General features: G+C 63.0%; 24 protein-coding genes. 16 read left to right on the top strand and 8 right to left on the bottom strand.

Going from position 1 to position 21492, the window contains the following annotated elements:
• Positions 1–168: 168 nt before the first annotated feature.
• From ARC39_RS03620 to dusB, 3 genes are read right to left on the bottom strand one after another with little or no spacing between them, the layout of a single operon-like run.
• Positions 169–1542 carry a response regulator gene (locus ARC39_RS03620; RefSeq protein WP_068110244.1) on the bottom strand — a complete coding sequence of 458 codons (1374 nt, stop codon included), beginning with the start codon at positions 1540–1542 and terminating at the stop codon, positions 169–171.
• The gene (locus ARC39_RS03615; RefSeq protein WP_068110241.1) at positions 1543–2634 is read right to left on the bottom strand and encodes a two-component system sensor histidine kinase NtrB; all 1092 of its coding nucleotides are present in this window, start codon (positions 2632–2634) and stop codon (positions 1543–1545) included.
• Positions 2634–3629 carry a tRNA dihydrouridine synthase DusB gene (dusB, locus tag ARC39_RS03610; RefSeq protein WP_068110238.1) on the bottom strand — a complete coding sequence of 332 codons (996 nt, stop codon included), beginning with the start codon at positions 3627–3629 and terminating at the stop codon, positions 2634–2636. Before dusB ends, ARC39_RS03615 begins: the two co-directional genes overlap by 1 nt.
• A 170-nt stretch (positions 3630–3799) precedes the next feature.
• Between dusB and ARC39_RS03605 the strand changes: the two genes are divergently transcribed.
• From ARC39_RS03605 to ARC39_RS03585, 5 genes are all read left to right on the top strand, one after another.
• The gene (locus ARC39_RS03605) at positions 3800–4981 is read left to right on the top strand and encodes a bifunctional 2-C-methyl-D-erythritol 4-phosphate cytidylyltransferase/2-C-methyl-D-erythritol 2,4-cyclodiphosphate synthase (RefSeq protein ID WP_078059055.1); all 1182 of its coding nucleotides are present in this window, start codon (positions 3800–3802) and stop codon (positions 4979–4981) included.
• Positions 4978–5478 (top strand): phosphatidylglycerophosphatase A family protein, encoded by a 501-nt coding sequence (locus tag ARC39_RS03600; RefSeq protein WP_068110236.1) that lies wholly within the window; start codon positions 4978–4980, stop codon positions 5476–5478. The genes ARC39_RS03605 and ARC39_RS03600 overlap by 4 nt, the downstream gene beginning before the upstream one ends.
• A gap of 4 nt (positions 5479–5482) precedes the next feature.
• Positions 5483–5968: a phosphatidylglycerophosphatase A gene (locus tag ARC39_RS03595; RefSeq protein ID WP_068110233.1), complete on the top strand. Its 486-nt coding sequence runs from the start codon at positions 5483–5485 to the stop codon at positions 5966–5968.
• A 32-nt stretch (positions 5969–6000) separates the two neighbouring features.
• On the top strand, positions 6001–6510 hold the full coding sequence (locus ARC39_RS03590) for a CinA family protein (protein ID WP_068111583.1): 510 nt from the start codon (positions 6001–6003) through the stop codon (positions 6508–6510).
• 202 nt (positions 6511–6712) lie between these two features.
• Positions 6713–7891 (top strand): ammonium transporter, encoded by a 1179-nt coding sequence (locus tag ARC39_RS03585; RefSeq protein ID WP_068110230.1) that lies wholly within the window; start codon positions 6713–6715, stop codon positions 7889–7891.
• 41 nt (positions 7892–7932) lie between these two features.
• On the opposite strand, the gene ARC39_RS03580 is transcribed toward ARC39_RS03585, so the two are convergent.
• Positions 7933–8376, bottom strand: coding sequence for a type II toxin-antitoxin system RatA family toxin (locus ARC39_RS03580; RefSeq protein ID WP_068110227.1), 444 nt, complete (start codon positions 8374–8376; stop codon positions 7933–7935).
• An 85-nt stretch (positions 8377–8461) separates the two neighbouring features.
• On the opposite strand from ARC39_RS03580, the gene hpt reads away from it, so the two are divergent.
• Complete coding sequence (gene hpt, locus ARC39_RS03575; RefSeq protein WP_068110225.1) at positions 8462–9040, top strand: hypoxanthine phosphoribosyltransferase; 579 nt, start codon at positions 8462–8464, stop codon at positions 9038–9040.
• An 85-nt stretch (positions 9041–9125) separates the two neighbouring features.
• On the opposite strand, the gene ARC39_RS03570 is transcribed toward hpt, so the two are convergent.
• Entirely contained in the window at positions 9126–9602 is a 477-nt protein-coding gene (locus ARC39_RS03570) for a GatB/YqeY domain-containing protein (protein WP_068110222.1), read from the bottom strand.
• Positions 9603–9730: 128 nt separating this feature from the next.
• Here ARC39_RS03570 and carA point away from each other — a divergent pair, with 128 nt between their 5' ends.
• Positions 9731–10888: a glutamine-hydrolyzing carbamoyl-phosphate synthase small subunit gene (carA, locus tag ARC39_RS03565; protein ID WP_068110219.1), complete on the top strand. Its 1158-nt coding sequence runs from the start codon at positions 9731–9733 to the stop codon at positions 10886–10888.
• An 89-nt stretch (positions 10889–10977) separates the two neighbouring features.
• Entirely contained in the window at positions 10978–13029 is a 2052-nt protein-coding gene (locus ARC39_RS03560; protein ID WP_078059054.1) for a glycosyltransferase, read from the top strand.
• Positions 13030–13116: 87 nt separating this feature from the next.
• Here ARC39_RS03560 and ARC39_RS03555 read toward each other — a convergent pair whose 3' ends face one another.
• Entirely contained in the window at positions 13117–13767 is a 651-nt protein-coding gene (locus ARC39_RS03555) for a GntR family transcriptional regulator (RefSeq protein WP_068110217.1), read from the bottom strand.
• Positions 13768–13912: 145 nt separating this feature from the next.
• On the opposite strand from ARC39_RS03555, the gene ARC39_RS03550 reads away from it, so the two are divergent.
• The 5 genes from ARC39_RS03550 (at position 13913) to ARC39_RS03530 (ending at position 17838) form a co-directional block, all read left to right on the top strand.
• The gene (locus tag ARC39_RS03550) at positions 13913–14563 is read left to right on the top strand and encodes a pyrimidine 5'-nucleotidase (RefSeq protein WP_068110214.1); all 651 of its coding nucleotides are present in this window, start codon (positions 13913–13915) and stop codon (positions 14561–14563) included.
• A 105-nt stretch (positions 14564–14668) separates the two neighbouring features.
• Positions 14669–14905: a hypothetical protein gene (locus tag ARC39_RS03545; RefSeq protein ID WP_068110211.1), complete on the top strand. Its 237-nt coding sequence runs from the start codon at positions 14669–14671 to the stop codon at positions 14903–14905.
• A gap of 79 nt (positions 14906–14984) precedes the next feature.
• Entirely contained in the window at positions 14985–16184 is a 1200-nt protein-coding gene (locus ARC39_RS03540) for an FAD-dependent monooxygenase (RefSeq protein ID WP_068110208.1), read from the top strand.
• 125 nt (positions 16185–16309) lie between these two features.
• The gene (locus ARC39_RS03535) at positions 16310–17146 is read left to right on the top strand and encodes a hypothetical protein (protein ID WP_068110205.1); all 837 of its coding nucleotides are present in this window, start codon (positions 16310–16312) and stop codon (positions 17144–17146) included.
• Positions 17143–17838, top strand: coding sequence for a hypothetical protein (locus tag ARC39_RS03530; protein ID WP_068110203.1), 696 nt, complete (start codon positions 17143–17145; stop codon positions 17836–17838). Before ARC39_RS03535 ends, ARC39_RS03530 begins: the two co-directional genes overlap by 4 nt.
• A gap of 1 nt (position 17839) precedes the next feature.
• Here the strand turns inward: ARC39_RS03530 and ARC39_RS03525 are convergent, their stop codons facing one another.
• Positions 17840–18295, bottom strand: coding sequence for an Lrp/AsnC family transcriptional regulator (locus tag ARC39_RS03525; RefSeq protein WP_068110200.1), 456 nt, complete (start codon positions 18293–18295; stop codon positions 17840–17842).
• On the bottom strand, positions 18292–18747 hold the full coding sequence (locus ARC39_RS03520) for an Lrp/AsnC family transcriptional regulator (protein WP_068110199.1): 456 nt from the start codon (positions 18745–18747) through the stop codon (positions 18292–18294). The genes ARC39_RS03525 and ARC39_RS03520 overlap by 4 nt, the downstream gene beginning before the upstream one ends.
• Positions 18748–18882: 135 nt before the next feature.
• Between ARC39_RS03520 and ilvC the strand changes: the two genes are divergently transcribed.
• The 3 genes from ilvC (at position 18883) to ARC39_RS03505 (ending at position 21463) form a co-directional block, all read left to right on the top strand.
• Positions 18883–19905, top strand: a complete 1023-nt coding sequence (gene ilvC, locus ARC39_RS03515) for a ketol-acid reductoisomerase (RefSeq protein WP_068110195.1) — start codon at positions 18883–18885, stop codon at positions 19903–19905.
• Between the two features lie 190 nt (positions 19906–20095).
• Positions 20096–21226: a chymotrypsin family serine protease gene (locus ARC39_RS03510; protein ID WP_068110191.1), complete on the top strand. Its 1131-nt coding sequence runs from the start codon at positions 20096–20098 to the stop codon at positions 21224–21226.
• A gap of 9 nt (positions 21227–21235) precedes the next feature.
• Complete coding sequence (locus ARC39_RS03505; RefSeq protein ID WP_068110189.1) at positions 21236–21463, top strand: hypothetical protein; 228 nt, start codon at positions 21236–21238, stop codon at positions 21461–21463.
• The last annotated feature ends 29 nt before the right edge of the window (positions 21464–21492 follow it).

The following is a 21492-nucleotide window of genomic DNA, read 5'->3' as shown; positions in this document are numbered from 1 at the left end:
CGCAGCCGAGCGATCGTTTCCCATTTCAGACGCCTGGAACTGCCTGCCAAGCTTCGCGCCCCGTGATGTTTGCGCCACCCAGATTTCGTTGGATCCGAGCGCGCGACCGCCATATCCCGTGATCTTTCCGCGGGGGCGTGCCCCCGATGCCACGGCTCTGTTGCGGTTTTACATCAACTTGCGGCGTCGTGTCACGCGAATATCGAGGTCGGTGATCTTCTTGCGCAAGGTATTGCGATTTATTCCGAGAAGATCGGCACATTTCGCCTGATTACCGCCGGTTGCGTCCAACGCGATCTCGATAAGCGGGATTTCAACCTCGCGAAGGATGCGCTGGTAGAGGCCGGGCGGTGGCAAGACTCCGCCGTGCAGGTCGAAATACCGGCGCAAATGCTTGGCCACGGAGGCAGAGAGCTTCTCCGCATCGCCGCCGCCGACCAGCGGTTCGATCTCCGGTTGGTTGCCGAGCACCATCTCCACCTCGGCTCGGCCGATCTCTTCTTCGGAGGACGTCACGACCAGCCGCCGGATCGTGTTTTCGAGCTGGCGCACGTTGCCCGGCCAGGAATAGGCGCGGATCAGTTCCATTGCCGTCGGAGAAAACCGCCGGGAGCCGGTGCCGTCGCGGTCGGACCGCGCCAGGAAATGCTCGGCAAGCAAAGGAATGTCGTCAACGCGCTCCCGAAGAGACGGCACGTTCAGGGTGACCCCGCTGAGACGATAGAACAGATCTTGCCGGAAACTACCGCCCTCCATCTTCTGCATGAGATCGCCCTGGGACGTTGCCATCACCCGAGGCGCGGTGTCCGACAAGGCATCCAGCATGCGTACGATCCGGCCCTGCGTGTCTGCGTCCAGGTCACCGACCTCGTCGAACAGAACGGATCCACCGCGCGCCTTGGCGAGGATCGAGGACGGTCCGTCGAAAGTGGACAATTCCTCCGCTCCAGCGACCACGAAAGGAAGCGTACGCCTGTCCGAGAAATCGTGGATGGCGCGGGCGATAAGCGACTTCCCGGTACCGGATTCGCCGGTGATCAGCACCGCAAGGTCGGTATTCATGACGCGCGCAACGAGCCTGTAGAGCGCCTGCATCACCGGAGTCCGGCCGACCAGCGGCAAGTCGTCGGACTCGCTCCCGTTGGTGTCGCCAGCGGGGCGCGAGATGGGCGCGCGCCGCTTGGTCTCCAATGCCTTGGAGGCGCGTTTCATCAGGTCCGGCAGATCGAACGGCTTGGGCAGGTAGTCGTAGGCATCCGCTTCCGCCGCCTGGATCGCCGTCATGATTGTGTTTTGTGCCGATATCACGATCACCGGCAGACCGGGCCGCTCCTCGGCGATCTTCGGCAAGGTCTCCAGGCCATTGCCATCGGGCATGATCACGTCGGAGATCACCAGGTCGCCCTTACCCTCTTCGACCCATCGCATGAGCGTGACCAGCGACGACGTGGCATGGACCTTGCAGCCCGCCCGGGTCAGCGCCTGGGTCAGAACGGTGCGGATCGTGCGGTCGTCGTCTGCGACTAGTACGGTGCCGTCCATCTATCGGGTCTCCTTGTCCAAGTCCTGCTGCATGTGTTTGGGGGCGACGGGGAGCGAGATGCGGAACACTGTGCGCCCCGGCACCGAATCCACGGAAATCCACCCCTTGTGCTCGGCGATGATCTTCCCGACCAGCGCCAGCCCGAGCCCGGTGCCGTTCTCACGCCCCGAGACAAAGGGTTCAAAAACCTCGTCAGCGATTTCGGCCGGCAAGCCAGGCCCGTTGTCGACGATCTCGACCTGGAGCGGCACGCGGAACGCCTGCTCGCCCTTTCGCCGAACCCGAAGGCTCGGTTCATAGAAAGTCCGGATGGTGATCTCGCCACTGTCCATCGCCGCCGCTTCTGCCGCGTTCTTCAGGAGGTTGAGGAAAACCTGAAGCAGTTGATCGCCATCGCCGTACGCCGGCGGCAAGGAGGGGTCGTAATCCTCCTTGACCGTCATGTGCGCGGCGAAACCGATGATGGCGGATTTGCGGGCGCGGTCGAGGATGTCGTGAATGTTGACCGGCTTGAGCTGCGGCGGGCGCAGGTTGCCGAATTGCTCGACCTGATCGAGCAGTTTCACGATCCGTCGGCTCTCGGCGACAATCAGATCGGTGAGTTCGAGGTCTTCCTTGGGCAGGTTCATCGAAAGCAACTGCGCGGCACCGGTGATACCAGCGAGCGGGTTCTTGATTTCGTGGGCCAGCATCTCGGCCATGCCGATGGCCGATTTGGCCGCCTTGTCGGCCGAGATGGACCTGCCCAACCTGCCAGCAATCTCTCGCGGCGAGACCAGGAAAAGTATCTGGCTGGTATCATTGGCAACAGGCGCGATCTGCAGGTTGCACTCAACGGGGGCCCTTTCGCCCGTGCCCACATCGACGTCGTTGACGAAGATCGGCGAGCGGTTCTTTCGCACGCGGGCCAGCGCCTCTTCCACCGGCGCATCGATCACCAACTTGTCGTAGACAAGCGCTCCGGCCAGCCCCTTGATCGTCTTGTTCAGGAACAGCTCGGCCGCCGGATTGATGTTCGTAATTCTATCCTGATGGTCGAGCAGAAGTGCGGGAATTGGCAGCGACGCCCAGATTCGGCCGGTTCCGGGCATCAGGCGACCTCCATCGTCTGCGCGTCAAAGGCACTTCGGATCAGTCGCTGCACCCGCGCATTGTCGGATTCGGTCTGCAGATGGCGGCGAAGGCCGGCGGGATCTCCGGCGTGATCGAGATACCAACCGAGGTGCTTGCGGGCCATGCGGTTGCCCAGCGTCGGCCCGTAGAAAGAGAGCATCGCCTCCACGTGCTCCGAGACAATCTCCGCAAGGGCACCGCCGCGTGGAACCTCGGGCTTCGGCGTGCCGAAAATGTCGGCTGCGATCTCGGCCAGACGCCATGGCCTTCCCTGCGCCCCTCGGCCGACCATCACACCGTCGGCGCCCGACTGGGCCAGCGCGGCGCGCGCCGTATCAACGTCGACGATATCGCCATTGGCGATGACCGGAATGGAAACGGCCTGCTTGACTTCGGCAATCGCTGTCCAATTTGCACGCCCCTTGTAAAACTGCTGTCGGGTGCGGCCATGGATGGTGACCATCTGCACACCGGCCGCCTCGGCCCGCCGCGCCAGCTCCGCGGCGTTGCGGCTGGCATCGTCCCAGCCGAGGCGCGTTTTGAGCGTCACAGGCACCGATACCGCGCCGACAACGGCCTCAATCAGTGACGTCGCGTGGTCCAGATCCCGCATGAGCGCCGAGCCGGAGGCACCGGCACCGCTGGTACTGGTAACTTTCTTCGCGGGGCAGCCCATGTTGATGTCAATCAACTGCGCGCCATTTGCCTCGACCATCCGGGCCGCCTCGGCCATCCAATGCGCCTCGCGCCCTGCGAGTTGCACGGCCGTATTGGTCTCGCCGAAGCCGAGCTCCGCCTTTTCGCGGACGCCGGGTTTCGCCTGGACCATCTCCTGGCTCGCAACCATCTCCGACACGACCAGCCCCGCACCGAACCGGGAAACGAGCTGCCGGAAGGGCAGATCGGTTATCCCGGCCAGCGGGGCCAGTAGAACGGGTGGCGTCAGGTTGAAGTTTGCAAAGCAAACCGTCAATTGCTCAATCCTTGTGCAGTCAGATTGTCGTATATCGAAGCTGTGCCCGGTTCCAAGACACAGAGCCCAGCTACATGACCGCAAAACGACCACTGCACAAAATATAAGCAAATTCACCACCGATCGGCTTGCCCGTTGCCCTGCCTTCGGTCACGCACTAGACGAGGGGCATGAGCGAGACGCCCCCGAACACATCGGTCGCACACACCCTGACGCGGGTCGCGGTGCTGATCGTCGCCGCTGGACGCGGGACCCGAGCCGGTGGCGACATACCCAAACAATATCAGTCCATTGCGGGCAGAGCGGTACTGGCTCATTCGGTGGAACGATTCCGCAGCCATTCCGCTGTGCGCGACGTGGTCGTGGTCATCGCCCCGCAAGATGCGACACTTGCCCGCGAAGTGTTGCCCGAAGATGTGGCACTCACACCTGGCGGCGACAGTCGGGACGCCTCGGTCAAGGCCGGACTCGCGGCCCTACCCGACGGTGTCACGCACGTGCTGATCCACGACGGAGCCCGCCCCATCGTGCCCGCCGAGGTAATCGACCGCGTGCTCGCGGCCCTCAAAACGGCGCCCGGCGCCGCGCCCGCGATTGCGGTGACGGATGCGCTTTGGCGTGGACAGGACGGGCGTGTAATGGCACCGACCTCCCGCGAGGGCTTGTTTCGCGCCCAGACGCCGCAGGGTTTCGCGCTGGACGCGATCCGCGCCGCCCATGCCGCACATCCCGGGGGCGCCGCAGACGACGTGGAGGTTGCACTCGCCGCGGGGCTGGACGTGGCCATCGTCGAGGGGCACGAGGACAATATGAAGGTGACGCTTCCGGGATGCTTTTCTCGGGCGGAGAAGATCCTGAAGAAAGGAGTTCCGATGGATGTAAGGCTGGGCAACGGCTATGACGTGCACCGTTTCGGGCCCGGCGACCACGTCGTGCTCTGCGGTGTGGAGGTCGCCCATCCCCGCGGACTGCAGGGGCATTCGGATGCGGATGTGGGCATGCACGCGGTAACCGACGCACTCTATGGCGCGCTTGCAGAGGGTGACATCGGACGGCATTTTCCGCCCAGCGATCCGCAATGGAAGGGCGCGGCGAGCGAGATATTCCTGCGTCACGCCGTTGAATTGGTGGCAAGCCGCGGTTTCCGCGTCGCGAATGTCGATTGCACGCTCGTCTGCGAACGCCCCAAGATCGGGCCCCATGCAGCGGCAATGCAGACCGCGCTCGCGGCGATCATGGGGTTGGACCCCACGCGGGTCAGCGTCAAGGCCACCACATCGGAGCGGCTGGGTTTCACCGGGCGCGAGGAGGGCATCGCCGCACTCGCCACCGCTGCGCTGGTGTCTGCATGACCCCCGCGCGCTTCGTCTCCACAGTCTGTGGCACCGGCCTCCTGCGTCCCGCACCCGGCACGTGGGGGTCCCTCGTCGCGATCCCGCCGGCATGGCTGCTGCACTGGCTCGGGGGGTTCCCGCTGCTCTTCGTGGCGACCCTCGGCGCGTTGGTGGCCGGGTGGTGGGCAACGCGAATCCAGGTGGTCGTGCTTGACGACCCCGATCCGTCCGAGATCGTCATTGATGAGCTCGTCGGAATGTGGATTGCACTGTGGCCGCTCTCGGCGGGGCTCTGGTTTGCCGGTGTCGCACCGCATGTCTTTCCTTACCCCGGCTGGATCGGCGGGTTCCTCATGTTCCGCCTGTTCGACATCTGGAAGCCGGGGCCGGTTGGTTGGGCCGACCGGCGCCCGGCGCCAACAGGCGTGATGCTCGACGACGTGATCGCAGGGATGATGGCCGCGGCCGTCGTTTCCATCGCGGCCTTTGTCTCCCACACGTGGCTGATGGGCTGACCGCATGTTGCTCCGTCTTGCCACACTCGGCCCGATCGGCACGATACCCGTGCTCGGCGGATTCCTTGCCTCGGCGGCAGGGCTAGCCTGCGCCGCGACGCTCTATTCAACACTCCGTGCACCCATGGTGTTCGTCGCCTGCTGGGGCTTGCTCATGGCGCTGGCGATGATCTGCGTCCCGCGCGCACTTGCAGCCGGTGTCGCGCCGCGTCAAATCGTGTTGGACCGGTTCGCAGGCGTCTGGCTGGCATCTGCCCCAGCTCTGCCGCTGGCGGGCGTCGCCGGCAGCACCTTGTCGACCACATCGGCCGCCCTCCTGGTCCCGCTGCTGATCTACCATGGGCTTCTCGCCCTGCCGCTGCGCTTTCTGGGGCGCCGCCCGACGGCCCTGCCCCACCTGGCCGACGACCTGATTGCCGGCGCCGTAACGCTGATGCTCGCGATAGGCGTCATGTCCGCCCTGATCGCAACCACTGGAGCAACCCGATGAGCGAGATTGCCACGGTAAGCGACCGAACCTCGGTGAGCGCCGAAATGCTCCTGGATCAGGCGCGCAGTCGCGGTCTCACAGTCGCCGCCGCCGAAAGCTGCACGGGCGGGTTGATTGCCGGGGCGATCACCGAGATCCCTGGCTCATCCGATGTTTTCGACCGCGGGTTCGTGACCTACTCCAATGCAGCCAAAGAGGAAATGCTGGGCGTGCGGGCGGAGACGCTCGAGCTTCACGGCGCGGTCTCCGAACAGGTTGCGCGCGAGATGGCCGACGGTGCGCTTGCGCGGTCGCGGGCAGATCTGGCGGTGTCGGTAACCGGTATCGCGGGTCCCGGCGGAAGCGAACACAAGCCGGAGGGACGCGTGTGCTTTGGCCTCGCAAGGCGAGGGCACATCACCGTCACCAAAACCGTTGATTTTGGGGCCCTCGGGCGCACAGCAGTGCGCCAGTACACGGTCAACCACGCGCTCGACCTGCTGATCGGCGGGTTGCAGGATGCGCCGCTACCGCCCGAACGGATTGCTCCGCCGCACGCGTGAATTCGCCCCATCCCGGTTCACCGGCCGCCCACAAAAGCACCGACACGTCTATTTTTCGCCCAAAATATCCGCACTCCGCACAGAGTTTGGTTTTTAGGCGCTTTAATGTGCGCTTTGCACCTTTTGCAGGCGGTCACGCTACGCTTCACAGGCGCGAACGGCCGGAACTGGTCGTCTTGCGAACCTGGGAGGGACAAAGGGAATGGTGGGAGCCGACACTGCCTGGATCATCGTTGCGACGGCGCTGGTCCTGTTCATGACATTGCCGGGGCTGGCGTTGTTCTATGGCGGACTCGTGCGCGCTCGCAATGTGCTGAGCGTTTTCATGCAGTGCTACGCGATTGCCTGCGCCATGAGCATCGCCTGGCTGGTCGCCGGATACTCCATAGCCTTCGGGGACGGCGGCCCGCTCTGGGGAGGGTTGGGCAAGGCGTTCCTCTCCGGGATAACCACGGACAGCCTGTCCGGAACAATCCCCGAAGTGCTCTTCTTCGCCTTCCAGATGACCTTTGCCATCATCACGCCGGCACTCATCGTCGGCGCATATGTGGAGCGGATCGGCTTTGCGTTCGTCCTTCTGTTTTCCACCTTGTGGATGCTGATCTGCTACGCCCCCGTTGCGCATTGGATCTGGGGTGGCGGGTTTCTTTCCGACGGTGGACTTTTTGGCGCGGTGGGCGCGAGAGATTTTGCCGGTGGCATCGTGGTTCACGAGACGGCCGGGATCGCAGCGTTGATCCTCGCGCTCTTTCTCGGGCCGCGGCGCGACCGTACCAAACCGCCTCACGCGCCCGGTTACGTCATGATTGGCGCCGCAATGCTGTGGGTCGGCTGGTTCGGCTTCAACGGCGGATCGCAACTGGCGGCAGACGGCGGCGCAGCCATGGCGATTACCGTTACGCATCTCTCTGCTGCCGCGGCCTCTCTAACCTGGGCGTTGTGGGAGCGGATCAAATACGGCAAGGCCTCGCTTGTGGGCATGGTTACGGGCACCATCGCGGGACTGGCGTCGATCACCCCTGCCTCGGGGTTCGTCGGGCCAGTCGAGGCGCTGATCATCGGCGGAATCGCCGGCGTGCTCTGCCACGAGGCCGTGAACCTGATACGCAACATTCTGGCGATAGACGACACGCTTGACGTGTTTGCGGTGCATGGGGTTGGCGGTATCTTCGGCACGATCATGATAGCAGTCTTCGGGGCCGGCTCCTGGGCTGCGCAATTGGGCGCCCTGGTGGTCGTGGGCGTGTTCACCGCAGTCGTCACCGCAGCGCTCGTCTTGGCGGTACGGCTCGTGACCCCGATGCGTGTGGACGCGGAAACCGAAACCACCGGGCTCGACCTTCTGGTGCACGGCGAGCGAGCCTACGACATGGTTTCCTGAAGATGGAACCTGCGGTGGATCGTCCATCGCAGGTTCGGCATTCAGCCGTGCAGTTCCTTGGCTCTTTTCTCGAAAGCGCCCATGATCTGCCGCTGCGCCTCGTGGAAAAAAACGCCTGCGGCCTTTTGCAATATGCGGTTTCGGAACTCGAACTCGACGTTGTAGTCGACCTGACAGCCCTCCTCCACGTCCCGGAAGGCCCATTTCGAAATCAGGCATTTGAAGGGTCCGTCGACGAGTTCGCTGACGATTGTCCCTGCGAGCGGGTCCATCGTTACACGGGTTCCGAACTTCTCACGAAACACCTTGAACGAGATCACCATGTCCGCAATGGCGACGATTACGTCGCCTTCTGGATGCTGCCCGCGCAAGCGTGCCGCCGCTGTCCACGGCAGAAATTTCGGGTAGGATTCGATATCGGCCACGAGGTCGTACATTTGCTGTGCCGAATACGGCATGATGCGGCTGTCGGAATGGGTAAGCATCGTGCGGCGATTGGCCCCTGTCTGTTCGGTTCACGTGACTGGCCGAACATGTCTTAGACTCTGCGGGCAAGATCAAGGGAAGCCTATGTCCTCGCGACCATACGTCATTGACCAGCTGATCTCCGCCAAATCCATCGCTGCCCGCATCGAGGAATTGGCTCGGGAGATCGAAACCGAGTTTGCCGACACGGACAAACTCGTTGTCGTCGGGCTCCTGCGCGGCTCGTTCGTGTTCATTGCCGATCTGGTCCGCGAACTGGACCTGCCGGTCGAGGTCGATTTCCTGGAAGCCTCCTCCTACGGCAACACGATGGTCTCAAGCCGGGAGGTGCGGATCCTCAAGGATCTGCGCGGCGAGATCGAAGGGCGTGACGTGCTGGTCGTCGAGGACATCATCGACACCGGGCACACGATGGCGCGGGTCGTTGCCTTCCTCGCGGCCCGCAATCCCGCGCGGCTGCGGACCATTTGCCTTCTCGACAAACCGGCCCGTCGCGAAGTCGACTACAAGGCCGACTGGACCGGCTTCGAGATACCCGACAAGTTCGTGGTCGGATACGGCATCGACTTCGCTCAGAGAAACCGCAATCTGCCGTACATCGGGACGGTGCGTTTCATCGACGAGCCGATCGAAAGCGGGGCACAGGATATGTACCACACCTGACCGGCGCGATGCCGTTGACGTTGGAACCACCGATGCGGCCGGCGACATCGGACGCCAGTGCACCGCCGCTGGATCCGAACTAAACCTAAACTTGTGGACGAACGCCGAGCCGGTCCTTGACCAGCGGCCCGACGGTCCCGAAGTCCATACGGCCCGTATACTTGGACTTCAGGACTCCCATGACCTTGCCCATGTCGCGAATGCTCCCGGCGCCAGTGTCCGAGATGGCCGCATCGACGGCGTCGCGGACTTCCTCATCGCTCAGCTTGCGCGGCAGGAACTCTTCCAGAACGATGATTTCCGCACGTTCCTTCTCGGCCAGTTCCAGACGCCCGCCTTCCTCGTAGGCGCGGGCACTCTCCTTGCGCTGCTTCACCATTTTGCCAAGGATCTGCAGTACATCCGCCTCCGTCGCCCCTTCGGTCGCTCCTTCGGCGCGCGTTGCGATATCGCGATCCTTGATCGCAGCATTGATCAGCCGCAGTGTCGAAAGACGATCCGTTTGCCGATTGCGCATGGCGTCTTTCAGACCAGCGTTCACCCGGTCTCTCAATTGCGTCATGGTTATCCTCTAGGTTCCCCAACCTCGAAACGGAAATTTAACGCTTTCAACCAGCGCTTGCAACCACGCCTTGACGCCCCCGCAGGCCGCCCATAGGTTGCCGCCGATTTGCCCGCAGGAGTCGCCCGATGTCCCAGAACGCCCCCACCGCCTGCCTTGCCCTCGCCGACGGCACGCTGTTTTACGGCAAAGGGTTCGGCGCCACGGGACGCACGGTTGCCGAACTGTGTTTCAACACCGCCATGACCGGGTATCAGGAGATCATGACCGACCCGTCCTATGCCGGACAAGTCGTGACGTTCACGTTCCCGCATGTGGGCAATGTGGGCGTCAACCCCGACGACGATGAGACGGCAGATCCGGTCGCGGCCGGCATGGTGGTCAAATGGGACCCGACCGCGCCCTCGAACTGGCGTGCGGCCGAGCCGCTGACCACATGGCTCGAGCGGCGCGGCCGCATCGGCATCGGCGGTGTGGATACCCGGCGGCTGACCCGCGCGATCCGGCGTCAGGGCGCGCCGCACGTGGCAATCGCTCATGACCCGGAGGGCCGGTTCGACATCGAGGCGCTGATCGAGGCCGCCCGCGGGTTTTCCGGCCTTGTCGGGTTGGACCTTGCGAAGCAGGTCACTTGCGCCCAGTCCTACCGCTGGGACGAGATGCGTTGGGCCTGGCCCGACGGTTATGCGCGCCAGGACGCTCCGAAGCACAAGGTGGTGGCGCTCGACTACGGGGCTAAGCGGAATATCCTGCGCTGCCTGGCTTCGGTGGGCTGTGACGTCACCGTTCTGCCGGCAACGGCCGCCGCTGACGACGTGCTCGCCCATTCCCCCGACGGGGTGTTCCTGTCCAACGGTCCGGGGGACCCGGCTGCGACAGGAGATTATGCGGTGCCGATGATCCGGGAGGTCCTCGACCGCACGGACCTGCCGGTCTTCGGCATCTGTCTCGGCCACCAGATGCTGGCGCTGGCGCTCGGGGCGCGGACGATCAAGATGAACCACGGCCACCACGGTGCCAACCATCCGGTGAAGGATCTGGAGACGGGCAAGGTCGAGATCACGTCCATGAACCACGGTTTCACCGTCGACAGCCAGACGTTGCCGGAGGGCGTGTTGGAGACCCATGTGTCGCTGTTCGACGGATCGAACTGCGGTATTCGCGTGGCGGACCGCCCGGTTTTCTCGGTGCAATATCACCCCGAAGCGAGTCCGGGACCACAGGACAGTTACTACCTCTTCGAGCGTTTCGCCGCGGCAATGGCGGCACGAACAGTGGCCGCTTGACGCATCTGCCCGCGCCGTTAACACGCCGTTAACCAAGAGCCTCTCAGACTTCCGGGGTCCATTTGCCCTGGGGGAGTCACAGCGAGGCCATGACCGCGCCCACCCGTCGACCGCTCGTACCGGTGCCTGCGAAGCCCTTTCTGCTGGTTGACCGGATTGACAACGACCTCCGCCCGCGGCTGGTCCGTTCGAACCCATCCGCGCACAAGCCCATTGGCCAACGGCTCGTGGAACGCGGCGTTTTGGATCCCGGGGATCTTGTCAAATCGCTGGCGATGCAGGCGCGTCAGGATGCGCGGATCGGGGAAATCCTCCTTTGCAACCGGATGGTCAGCGAAACCGACCTTCTCGCCGGCCTGTCGGAACAATGGTCCGCGGAGGTCGCGGATTTCCGCGGCAAACCGCCGGACGCACGACTTGTCGACGATGTGGGCTCCGCATGGTGCCTTCGCCACGGGCTTCTTCCCTGGCAACGCAACGGCAGCGCAGTCGCGGTCGCCACGACGCGCCCGGAGCGATTTTCCGCCATTCGGCCGGAACTGGAGGAAAAGCTTGGTCCCGTCGTCATGGCGCTGACCAGCGAATCCGAACTGCACCGCGCGCTCACCACCGTCCGGAACCCTGCGCTCGCGGCGCGGGCCGAAACGCGGGTTCCGCAGAGCTATTCTTGTCGCGGTTGGGAAAATTCGGCCAATGCCCGTCTCATCCTCGCCGGCATTCTCACGTGTCTCGCATTGGCCGTGACATTTCCGGTCCCCGTTTTTCTGTTGCTCGCGGCCTGGGCGATCCTGACTCTGACCGCGAGCGTGGCACTGAAAGTAACCGCCCTGGCGACGGTTATCCTTGCCGGGCGCGAAAAGCCTCCCGCAATGTTCCAGTCGTGCCGCCGGTCCGACCCGGCGATCGCGCGTCTGCCGACGGTTTCGATCATGGTGCCGCTTTTTCGGGAACAGAACGTCGCCGACAAGCTTGTCAAGCGGCTGGCGCGGCTGGCTTATCCCAAGGAGTTGATGGATATCCTGCTCGTGGTCGAAGAAGCAGACACCGTCACTGCGGACGTGCTTGCGAACACGCACCTTCCACGCTGGATGCGGATCGTGACCGTACCCGCGGGCGGCGTGCAAACCAAACCGCGGGCATTGAACTACGCGCTCGACTTCTGCCGTGGGCAGATCATCGGCGTCTGGGACGCAGAGGATGCCCCGGAAGCCGACCAGCTCCATAAGGTTGTCCGGCGCTTCCACGAGCGCGGCCCCGACGTCGCCTGCCTGCAAGGTCGGCTGGACTATTACAACGCGCGCACCAACTGGCTCAGCCGCTGCTTCACTATCGAATATGCAAGTTGGTTCGGAGTGATTCTACCGGGCCTGCAAAACCTCGGGCTCGCCTTGCCCCTGGGGGGCACGACGATCTTCTTCCGGCGCGAGGCGCTGGAACGACTTGGCGGGTGGGACGCTCACAACGTGACGGAAGATGCCGATCTCGGCATGCGCCTGGCGCGCCTCGGCTACCGCACTGAAATGGTCGAGACAGTGACCGGCGAGGAAGCGAACTGCCGTCTGGTTCCATGGATCAAGCAACGCTCCCGCTGGCTCAAGGGCTATGCCTTGACCTGGGCTGTGCACATGCGCGCACCGGGCACGCTCCTTCGGGATCTGGGTCCGCGCAAGTTCACCGGCTTTCAGGTGCTCTTCCTCGGAACACTGACGCAGTTCCTACTCGCACCTGTGCTGTGGTCGTTCTGGCTTCTGGCCTTCGGCCTCCCGCACCCGCTTACCGGTCTCCTTCCATCTGCCGCCTATTGGCCCTTGATGGCGCTCTTCGTGCTCTCGGAACTGACCAACATCGTCGTCGGGGCGTTCGCGGTGCGTGGTGAGACGCACCGTTTCCTGATGAAATGGGTACCGACACAGCACTTTTACTTCCCGCTCGCGGCGCTCGCCTCCTACAAGGCATTCTACGAGGTGCTCACCAGGCCGTTCTTCTGGGACAAGACCAGTCACGGCCACTATGACGAAACCGAAGCCGAAACAGGCATTCTGGATGGTCCCGAGAAGGCCAGGGCATCGCTGGCGCGGCTATACGGGTCAGACAACCTGCAGTTCAGGCCGGTGCCCGCATCTAACGAGCAATCCCCGTAGACCTCAGTGGCAGATCGGCCAACGCTTGCGCTTGTCACCTCCGGAAAGCAACAACCGGACATGCCTGCACCCCGCGAACGGCCAGCGTCAGGGAAGTGTCGACGCGTCGCTGTCAGCGGTAAGGCGCTGCACGAAGGCGCCGGATATATGCGCCTTTAGCGCGTCGTAGGCCGCCTGCTCGTCGCGCGCCTTGATTGCCGCAACGATCACCTCGTGCTCCTGAAGTGCGGCAACGCCGCGCCCTTCCGCGGCCAACGAGGTTGTGGCCATGAGTGCCATGGATCGGTAGACGAGGTCGAGCTGCTGCACGAGATACCGATTGTGGGACGCCAGGTGAATCTGGCGGTGAAACCGCCGGTTTGCCCGCGCCAGCGCCGGTGGATCGCCCACCAGCTCCCGATCCGCCTCTATCATGCCTTCGAGCACATGGACTTCCTCCGCCGCCGCATGGCGCGCTGCCAGACGCGCGGCGAGCCCCTCCAGTTCCGACCGCACCACGTAAAGCTCCGCCAACTGGTTATGGTCGAGCGATGCTACGATCAGGCTGCGCCCGTCACGCGCAAGAAGCGATTGTGTTTCAAGCCGTTGCAGCGCTTCCCGGATCGGCGTTCGGGAGACGCCGAAGCGCTCTGCGAGCTCGCTCTCGACCAAGCGGTCGCCAGGCTTGTAGACACCGACATCTATTGCCTCGAGAATCAGATCGTAGGCGTCTTTGTGGTTGTGTTTGTCGCTTGGCATTCAAGGATCCTCAAAGCACGGCATATGCGGATACCGAAACTACCCGAAATCGGCCGGGGTTCAAACGATTGTCGGCAATTGTATACACTGGCGGATTGCCACGGCACCGCTTGCGCCTGGTTGGCGGCCACCCTAGGGTCCGCGCATGATCCGCAGCCGATTTTCTCACGTCCAGACCTGGGTTTTTGATCTGGACAACACGCTTTACCCTCCGGAAGCGCGTCTGTTCGACCAGATCGAGGTGCGCATGACCGACTGGGTGATGCGTGAACTGGGGATCGACCGGGATGCGGCCAACTCTTTGCGCCGTGACTACTGGCACCGCTTCGGCACGACGCTCGCCGGGCTCATGCGGCTACATGGAGTCGACCCGTCTGCCTATCTCTACGAAGTCCATGACATCGACCTTGGGCACCTCACCCCGGACCCTCACCTGGCCCGGGGAATAGCCGCCCTTCCGGGCCGGCGCATCGTCTACACCAATGCTTCGCGCCCCTATGCCGAGCGGGTCGTCGCCGCGCGTGGGTTGGCGGGCCTGTTCGACGCGGTCTATGGCGTCGAACACGCCGGATTTCACCCCAAGCCCGAACGCGCCGCCTTCGAAGCAGTCTTCGCGACCGATGGCCTCTCGCCGGATCGTGCCGCCATGTTCGAGGACGACCCACGCAATCTGGCCGCACCGCACGAAATGGGCATGCGCACGGTACATGTGGCACCCGAGCCGACCGAAGCGCCGCATATCCATCACCACACGGACGATCTGGCGCATTTCCTCGGGCAGCTCGCGGCCGCATAGGGACTTAGCCGGGCCGGAACACGGTCGGTCACCTGCGGCAAGGTGCTCGCACATGCTGCCGCAATATGCAGTAGAGTGAATAAAACCGAATTCAGGAGAGCCGACATGAGTGAAGAGCACACACCGCCGACCGAAAGCCTAGAACCCTTTACGGGAGATCGCGGCTGGAAGGGGCTCGCGCGCGCGGAGGGCGAGGTAGCATTGTTCGGTATCGTGGCGGTCCTGCTGGTCGTGGCCGTGCTTACCGCTCTGTCGATGGGGGTAGCTGGCGTCGGCGTACTCTTTGTGCTGCTGACCTTCGTCTCCCTCGCGCTCCTGATCGTCATCAGCGTCGGCGGATAGCCCTGGATCGACGCGAGACCCTTTGCCGCTTGTGCCCCGGGGCGCTGTCGCCCTACATCCGGGGTCAGGAGGGTCCGCGATGGCACGCACCGATACCGAAATCCTGATCGCCGGCGGCGGGATCGCCGGCCTTACCGCGGCGCTTGCCTTCGGGCGCGCCGGTTTCCGCACCATTCTCGTTTCGCCCACCCCGCCGGTCACGGACGGCGACGCAGACGGCTCCGACTTGCGGTCGACGGCCTTCCTGCAGCCGGCGAAGCAGCTTTTCGAACAGATTGGCCTCTGGGGCGACCTTGCCGAAACAGCAACTCCGCTCAATGTGCTGCGGGTTGTCGACACGGTGGACTGGCCACCCCAGATCCGCGACAGCCGTGAATTCATGGCCAGCGACCTTGGCGAAAGCAGCTTTGGCTGGAACCTGATGAATTGGCGCGTCTTGCAGGGGCTGGCACGGGTCTTGGATGGGCTCGAAAACGTGGAACTGCGCTTCGGCACCAGCTTCGCTTCCATGATCGCTCGCGACAGCGGTGCGATCGTCCGCCTCAGCGACGGCAATTCCGTTGCCGCGCAATTGGTTGTCGCCGCTGACGGGCGAAATTCAGCGGTGCGCGAAGCCGCGGGCATCGGCGTGCACACGACGCGCTATGGCCAGAAGACCCTTGCCTTCGTTGTCTGTCACCCCAAGCCCCATGCGCATGTGTCCACCGAGATTTACAATCAGGGTGGTCCGTTCACCCTGGTTCCCCTGCCCGATCTGGACGGTCAGCCGGCTTCGGCTGTGGTTTGGATGAATCCCGGCCCGCGCGCCGAGGAGCTGGCAGCGATGGAGACCGCGGAGTTCGAGGCGCGCATGTCCGAGCGCTCCTGCTACATACTCGGCCCACTGCACCTGAAGTCCGACCGCCGGCTTTGGCCTATCATCAGTCAGCGGGCTGCTCGGCTGTCCGCGCCGCGAGTGGCGATCATGGCCGAGGCCGCGCATGTGATCCCGCCCATTGGCGCTCAGGGGCTCAACACGTCGCTCAACGACCTGATCCTGCTTCGCGACCTGGCGCTGATGGCCGGACGCGACGGGCTGGGAAAGCCTGAGATGTTGAATGAATACGATCGCACCCGCTCCGCCGACATCCGGCGCCGGGTCACCGCAATCGACCTGTTCAATCGGATCACCCGGTCACCGAACTCGCAGGTGCAATTGTTGCGATTGGCTGGAATGAAGGCAGTGCACGACCTGTCCGGGCTGCGGCAGGCGGTGATGCGCGCGGGCATGGGACACTGAAGGCATCCGATATTCTTCGACACGGAGCCTCCGTACGGGATTCCCTGCGCGAGACGACCGGCTTATGATGGGACGAGGCGCAGGCGCGGCCGCGACATACGCAGAGCGGCACGCAGGGAGAACGAATGGTCGCACACCGCAATATCCAACAGCGCCTTTATTGCTGTGGGTACTGGCATGTGCCCGGCAACACAAAGAATTCCGTGGAGCAATACGAGCGGTACCTGCCCCGCACGCTCGACATGATCGCCGGCGGTAACCTGCGTTTCCTCTCCGATGATGCCGATTTGATCGAAAAGATCGAAGGCTGGTGCCGTGATCGTGCCATCTCGGTCGATACGGTCGTTATGGATCAGGCGGCTCTTCCCGGCGCGGAACTCGCGCTGCGGCTGCTGGCGGGCTGCGAGAACATGGCGTTGGACAGCATCGCAAAACCGCCCAGCTATTCCGGTGAGAAGGGAATGAACCACTACTGGCGCGACCTCGTCGGCAGCGGCAAGGAGGCATTTCACGCCATGCTGGCGATCTGGATGAGCAAGGTGCCGCTTGCGGCAGCCCTCGCCGAAACCTCCGACCCGGACCAGTCGGTTGCGTGGATCGACGCCTCGATTGCCCGTTTCGTCGGTCAACGGGAGAACGATGATTTCGCCCGGGTCAGCACGCCGGTCGGCAAGGTCTCGCACTATGCGAGCCCTATGCGCTTTCTTGGCGCTCGTCTGCCACTCAATGCCAGTTTCCTGAGTGCCGACGTGCCCACCTGGGCGGTGCTTCACGAGGAGTTCGGTCGCGCCGCAGATCGCGCGGCCGCCATGCCCTACGGCCACGACGAGGAAACCATCTTGGCGGATTGTGTTTGGCGACGCCCGGAGTTGTTCCATTGCATCGGCAAGCCGGTGAAACAACGCAAAGCGCCGGTTTGGCACAGGTTCACACGCTTTGCTGGCGGAAGATCGCGGCAATGAGCAAGCCCGGAGCGCTGTCCCTCCCCTTCACCCGCCGGAAGGTTCTCGTTGTCGGAACATTCCGGTCAGGTACGAACGTCACGCAGACTTGTCTGGAGCAGTATTTCCACACGCGCGTGGTATTCAACGAATGGTTCTGGAAACACGGTGTTCCGCCGACCGAAATCAAACGCCCGATCCCGCGCAAGGTGCCGATCCTCGTGATGTCGAAGGATCCGGTGGAGCTGAACCGCTCCCTCTACCGTTTCTGGCAGGCACGTCGGCCGGAACTCGATGTCGGCCGAAACATTTCTGAATTCATCCGGCGGCGCTTCATCGTCTATGACAACACCGGCGGCGACAGTCGGCCGCGTTACTACTTCCTGCACCCTACCGAGTATTGGAACCAGTTCTATTTCTCCTGGTTGAACTGGAAGGCGGTCTCGGATCAGCGGGTTTTCCTGCGCTGCGAAGATCTGATGCGGGATCCGGAGGAATGCCTTTCTGCATTCAGCGCACGATTTGGCCTGCAACGGCGGGGTGCCGCTCCGGTCTCGTTGCCCGAGGGGCGCGTCGGTCCGCCCGTTGCACCAGAGACGGACACCGACGAAAGCGGCCTATCCGGTGAGGATATTGACTGGATCAGGCGCCAGGTCGACCCGGAGGTCGCCAACGCGCTCGGGTACGCCGCTGGGGAGCAACCCGGGCACTAAATCAGAGCGGCCCGACCAGCCGCTCTTCGCTCAGCATCACATTGGCCTCGACATTGCCCGCACCGGGCAGGGTCATGATGCGCCGCCGCAGGATACGTTCGAAATCCGCGAGGTCGCGGGCGACGACGCGCAGGCGGTAGTCGTAGAGGCCCAGCACATGTTCGATCGTCTGGACCTCCGGGATGGCGGCGGCGGCGCGCTCGAACTCGTCGAGGGAAACGCGCCCCTTGGTGGCCAGCTTGACCCCCAGGAAGACGGTCACACCGAAGCCGAGCGCTTCCCGGTCAAGCACGAGGCGCCGCCCCGCGATCACCCCGTTCTCGGTCAGGCGCCGGATCCGGCGCCACGCCGCCGGCTGGCTGAGACCCAGGCGCCGGCCAATCTCGCCCGCGCTGAGGGAGGCATCGGTACGCAGTGCACGCAGGATCTGCCGATCCGTTTCATCGAGTTCGATCACAGCGGCAATGCCTCCGCGTCCTTGATCCGCGCCACATGCACCAGCGCCTCGATATCGGCGATGTGCGGCAACGTGAGGATGCGGCTGCGATAGAGGTGCTGGTAGTGGGCCATGTCGCGGGCGATGATCGCAAGCCGCAGATCCACTCCCCCAAGAAATGTCTGTATTTCCAACACTTCCGGCACCTTCCTTGCCTCTCGAATGAAGATGTCAAACGCATTGGTCTGCGTCTTGTCCAGCGTGAACCGCAAGGAGACCTGAACCGAGTAACCAAGACGGTGCCAGTCAATCACCGCTTCCTGACCCTTCAGGATTCCCCGATCCCGCATGCGGGCAATCCGACGTGAACAGACGGCAGGCGTCGTGCCGGCAGCCTCCGACAGGGCCGCCGTGCCGATTCCCGGTTGCGGCTGAAGATGGCGCAGGATGCGGCGATCAAGATCGTCTAGCATGAATTTCCTCGAAACACGTATGTTCACGAATGACAGAGTGCAAAAATAGCACTCAGAGGAACATATTGAAACGTTCATTCGGCCATTCTGCCTAGAATGCGCCCACCAACACCGCTCAGACCAAAGGACAAGAACATGCGTGTGTATTATGATCGCGACTGCGACATCAATCTGATCAAGGACAAGAAGGTCGCCATCCTGGGCTACGGTAGCCAGGGCCACGCCCATGCGCTGAACCTGCGCGATTCCGGCGCCAAGAACGTGGCAGTCGCCCTGCGCGAAGGCTCCGCCTCCGCCGCCAAGGCAGAAGGCGAAGGCCTGCAGGTGATGGGCATCGCCGAGGCCGCTGCCTGGTGCGACCTGCTGATGTTCACCATGCCCGACGAGCTTCAGGCAGAGACCTGGAACAAGTACGTCAAGGACAATATCCGCGAAGGTGCCGCTATCGCCTTCGCCCACGGGCTCAACGTGCATTTCGGCCTGATCGAAGCCCCCGCCGGAGTCGACGTGATCATGATGGCGCCAAAGGGGCCGGGTCACACGGTGCGCGGCGAATACACCAAGGGGGGCGGCGTGCCCTGCCTTGTCGCGGTCCATCAGGACGCTTCGGGCAAGGCGCTGGAACTTGGTCTGTCGTATTGCTCCGCCATCGGCGGCGGACGTTCGGGCATCATCGAGACCACCTTCAAGGAAGAATGCGAAACCGACCTTTTCGGCGAGCAGGCCGTGCTTTGCGGTGGCCTCGTCGAGTTGATCCGCGCCGGTTTCGAGACCCTCGTCGAGGCGGGCTACGCCCCCGAGATGGCCTATTTCGAGTGCTTGCACGAGGTGAAGCTGATCGTGGACCTGATCTACGAAGGCGGCATCGCAAACATGAACTACTCGATCTCCAATACAGCGGAATACGGCGAATACGTTTCTGGACCGCGCGTGCTGCCCTATGAGCAGACCAAAGCAGCCATGAAGGGTGTCCTGGACGACATTCAGCAGGGCCGCTTCGTGCGCGACTGGATGGCTGAATGCGCCGTGGGCCAGCCGTCGTTCAAAGCAATCCGCCGCAATAACGACGCGCATCAGATCGAGGAAGTCGGTGCCAAGCTGCGCGAAATGATGCCGTGGATCACCGCAGGCAAAATGGTCGACAAATCGCGAAACTGATTGGTTTTCCAATCATTTCAATGACTCGTCCAGTCTAAGCGATTCAGGTGGTTTTCCCAGGCCGGACCCCGGACTGAGACGAATTCAACCTGCCGCATTGTCCGGAGCAACGAAATGTTGCTCCGGACTCTATAATTGACCAATGCGTACCATTCCGGTCAAACTGCTATTGCATTAGTGGAGACCGATTATGGAAATGGATTCAGCGCTGAATGCGCAGATTGAGATATTGACCGACATCTTTGGTTTCGAAGCCCGCGCGGAATTGGGGCAAGGTGCGGCCGCGCTGGTCGACCCGGATTTCGAAGCAATCGAGGCGCAATCCGCCGCGCCCGCGGTGTTCGCCGAAGCGACTGCAGCGGCGGTTCCGCTGGTTGGGCGACGATCGGCCAGTTCCGTTCGGAAGTCGATTGGCAAACCCCAGAAGAAGGACTCCGACGACATCGCACTCGGCATCGGACCGACGGGCAGCGACGGGAACGGGTACAAGGTTGTCGCGCTCTACCAGAAGCCGGGTCTCACCGATCAACCCACGCTCCGGGCGCTGAAAGACAAGCTCGGCGACGAGATCGACATACGCTACGGCGGGCGCGTGCGCGCACTGGCTGGCTGGCACTACCAGAGGTCCGATCCCATGCGTCTTGGTTCCAGCTGTGGACACAAGCGCGTGACCGCCGGCACGCTGGGATGTTTCGCAAAAGACCTCGACACCGACAAACTGGGGATCCTCTCCAACAACCATGTGCTCGCAGATGTGAATGCCGCGGCGATTGGCGACGAGATCCTGCAACCGGGACCAGCCGACAGCGGGCTGATTGGTGATACCGTGGCGAGATTGGCGCGGTTTGTGCCCATCCGGTTTGCAGGCGTCCCGAATTCCATGGATTGCGCCTGGGCCGAACTGGACTCTCCCCGAGCGACGGAACTGGCCGACATCTACGACAGCGCCGACCAGAATGTCGGAACGCTCTCGCAAACCAACCCGGTACGGCTAAGCCTCGGTGACTACGTATTAAAAACCGGACGCACCACCGGTTACAGCCAGGGCGAAGTCACTCTGGTGAATGTCACCAATCTGAACGTTGGCATGGGAGCAGATCTGACGGCGCGCTTCGATGGCGTGATTCAAATCGAGAGTCTGTCGAAAACCCCCTTCTCGGACGGCGGCGACAGCGGATCATTGATCCTCAACGACCGGCATCAACCGGGCGCGCTGTTGTTCGCCGGTTCCTCGAGTGGCGGGGCCTTCAACCAGGGCACAACTTTTGCGTGTGACCTTGAACTCACGCTGCAGGCTCTAAATATTGAAATAGTTATGTGAGGTGCTGTGATGGACAAACGCAAGATGTCTCAGGCAGAGGCCGCGCAGTCGAAACTGCAATCCATGATCGGCGAACACAGCGGTGTCGTTGGACTGGGCATCGGCCTCGACCATTCGAGAAAAGGGCTTGCGCTGAAGGTGCTTCTGGACGGCACCGAAACGGATCTGGAACTTCCCGAGGAGATCGACGGTATTCCCGTCGAAACCTCGGTCACAGGACCGATCAGCGCGAACTGACCTCGTTCGACCCAACAATGCGCAAAGCC

The organism is Tropicimonas marinistellae, from assembly GCF_001509585.1.
Taxonomy (GTDB): domain Bacteria; phylum Pseudomonadota; class Alphaproteobacteria; order Rhodobacterales; family Rhodobacteraceae; genus Tropicimonas; species Tropicimonas marinistellae.
Note: the sequence above shows the minus strand (reverse complement) of the source record. Positions and strands in the feature narration are given on the sequence as shown.

What these genes read in the sequence shown, in the direction of transcription:
- ARC39_RS03605 (WP_078059055.1), top strand. Translation starts at nt 3,800, where the DNA reads ATGAGCGAGACGCCCCCGAACACATCGGTCGCACACACCCTGACGCGG.
- ARC39_RS03620 (WP_068110244.1), bottom strand. Translation starts at nt 1,542, where the DNA reads ATGGACGGCACCGTACTAGTCGCAGACGACGACCGCACGATCCGCACC.
- ARC39_RS03595 (WP_068110233.1), top strand. Translation starts at nt 5,483, where the DNA reads ATGTTGCTCCGTCTTGCCACACTCGGCCCGATCGGCACGATACCCGTG.
- ilvC (WP_068110195.1), top strand. Translation starts at nt 18,883, where the DNA reads ATGCGTGTGTATTATGATCGCGACTGCGACATCAATCTGATCAAGGAC.
- ARC39_RS03505 (WP_068110189.1), top strand. Translation starts at nt 21,236, where the DNA reads ATGGACAAACGCAAGATGTCTCAGGCAGAGGCCGCGCAGTCGAAACTG.
- ARC39_RS03540 (WP_068110208.1), top strand. Translation starts at nt 14,985, where the DNA reads ATGGCACGCACCGATACCGAAATCCTGATCGCCGGCGGCGGGATCGCC.
- ARC39_RS03545 (WP_068110211.1), top strand. Translation starts at nt 14,669, where the DNA reads ATGAGTGAAGAGCACACACCGCCGACCGAAAGCCTAGAACCCTTTACG.
- ARC39_RS03560 (WP_078059054.1), top strand. Translation starts at nt 10,978, where the DNA reads ATGACCGCGCCCACCCGTCGACCGCTCGTACCGGTGCCTGCGAAGCCC.
- ARC39_RS03580 (WP_068110227.1), bottom strand. Translation starts at nt 8,376, where the DNA reads ATGCTTACCCATTCCGACAGCCGCATCATGCCGTATTCGGCACAGCAA.
- ARC39_RS03585 (WP_068110230.1), top strand. Translation starts at nt 6,713, where the DNA reads ATGGTGGGAGCCGACACTGCCTGGATCATCGTTGCGACGGCGCTGGTC.
- ARC39_RS03615 (WP_068110241.1), bottom strand. Translation starts at nt 2,634, where the DNA reads ATGCCCGGAACCGGCCGAATCTGGGCGTCGCTGCCAATTCCCGCACTT.
- ARC39_RS03510 (WP_068110191.1), top strand. Translation starts at nt 20,096, where the DNA reads ATGGAAATGGATTCAGCGCTGAATGCGCAGATTGAGATATTGACCGAC.
- carA (WP_068110219.1), top strand. Translation starts at nt 9,731, where the DNA reads ATGTCCCAGAACGCCCCCACCGCCTGCCTTGCCCTCGCCGACGGCACG.
- hpt (WP_068110225.1), top strand. Translation starts at nt 8,462, where the DNA reads ATGTCCTCGCGACCATACGTCATTGACCAGCTGATCTCCGCCAAATCC.
- ARC39_RS03520 (WP_068110199.1), bottom strand. Translation starts at nt 18,747, where the DNA reads ATGCTAGACGATCTTGATCGCCGCATCCTGCGCCATCTTCAGCCGCAA.
- ARC39_RS03555 (WP_068110217.1), bottom strand. Translation starts at nt 13,767, where the DNA reads ATGCCAAGCGACAAACACAACCACAAAGACGCCTACGATCTGATTCTC.
- ARC39_RS03600 (WP_068110236.1), top strand. Translation starts at nt 4,978, where the DNA reads ATGACCCCCGCGCGCTTCGTCTCCACAGTCTGTGGCACCGGCCTCCTG.
- ARC39_RS03530 (WP_068110203.1), top strand. Translation starts at nt 17,143, where the DNA reads ATGAGCAAGCCCGGAGCGCTGTCCCTCCCCTTCACCCGCCGGAAGGTT.
- ARC39_RS03535 (WP_068110205.1), top strand. Translation starts at nt 16,310, where the DNA reads ATGGTCGCACACCGCAATATCCAACAGCGCCTTTATTGCTGTGGGTAC.
- ARC39_RS03570 (WP_068110222.1), bottom strand. Translation starts at nt 9,602, where the DNA reads ATGACGCAATTGAGAGACCGGGTGAACGCTGGTCTGAAAGACGCCATG.
- ARC39_RS03550 (WP_068110214.1), top strand. Translation starts at nt 13,913, where the DNA reads ATGATCCGCAGCCGATTTTCTCACGTCCAGACCTGGGTTTTTGATCTG.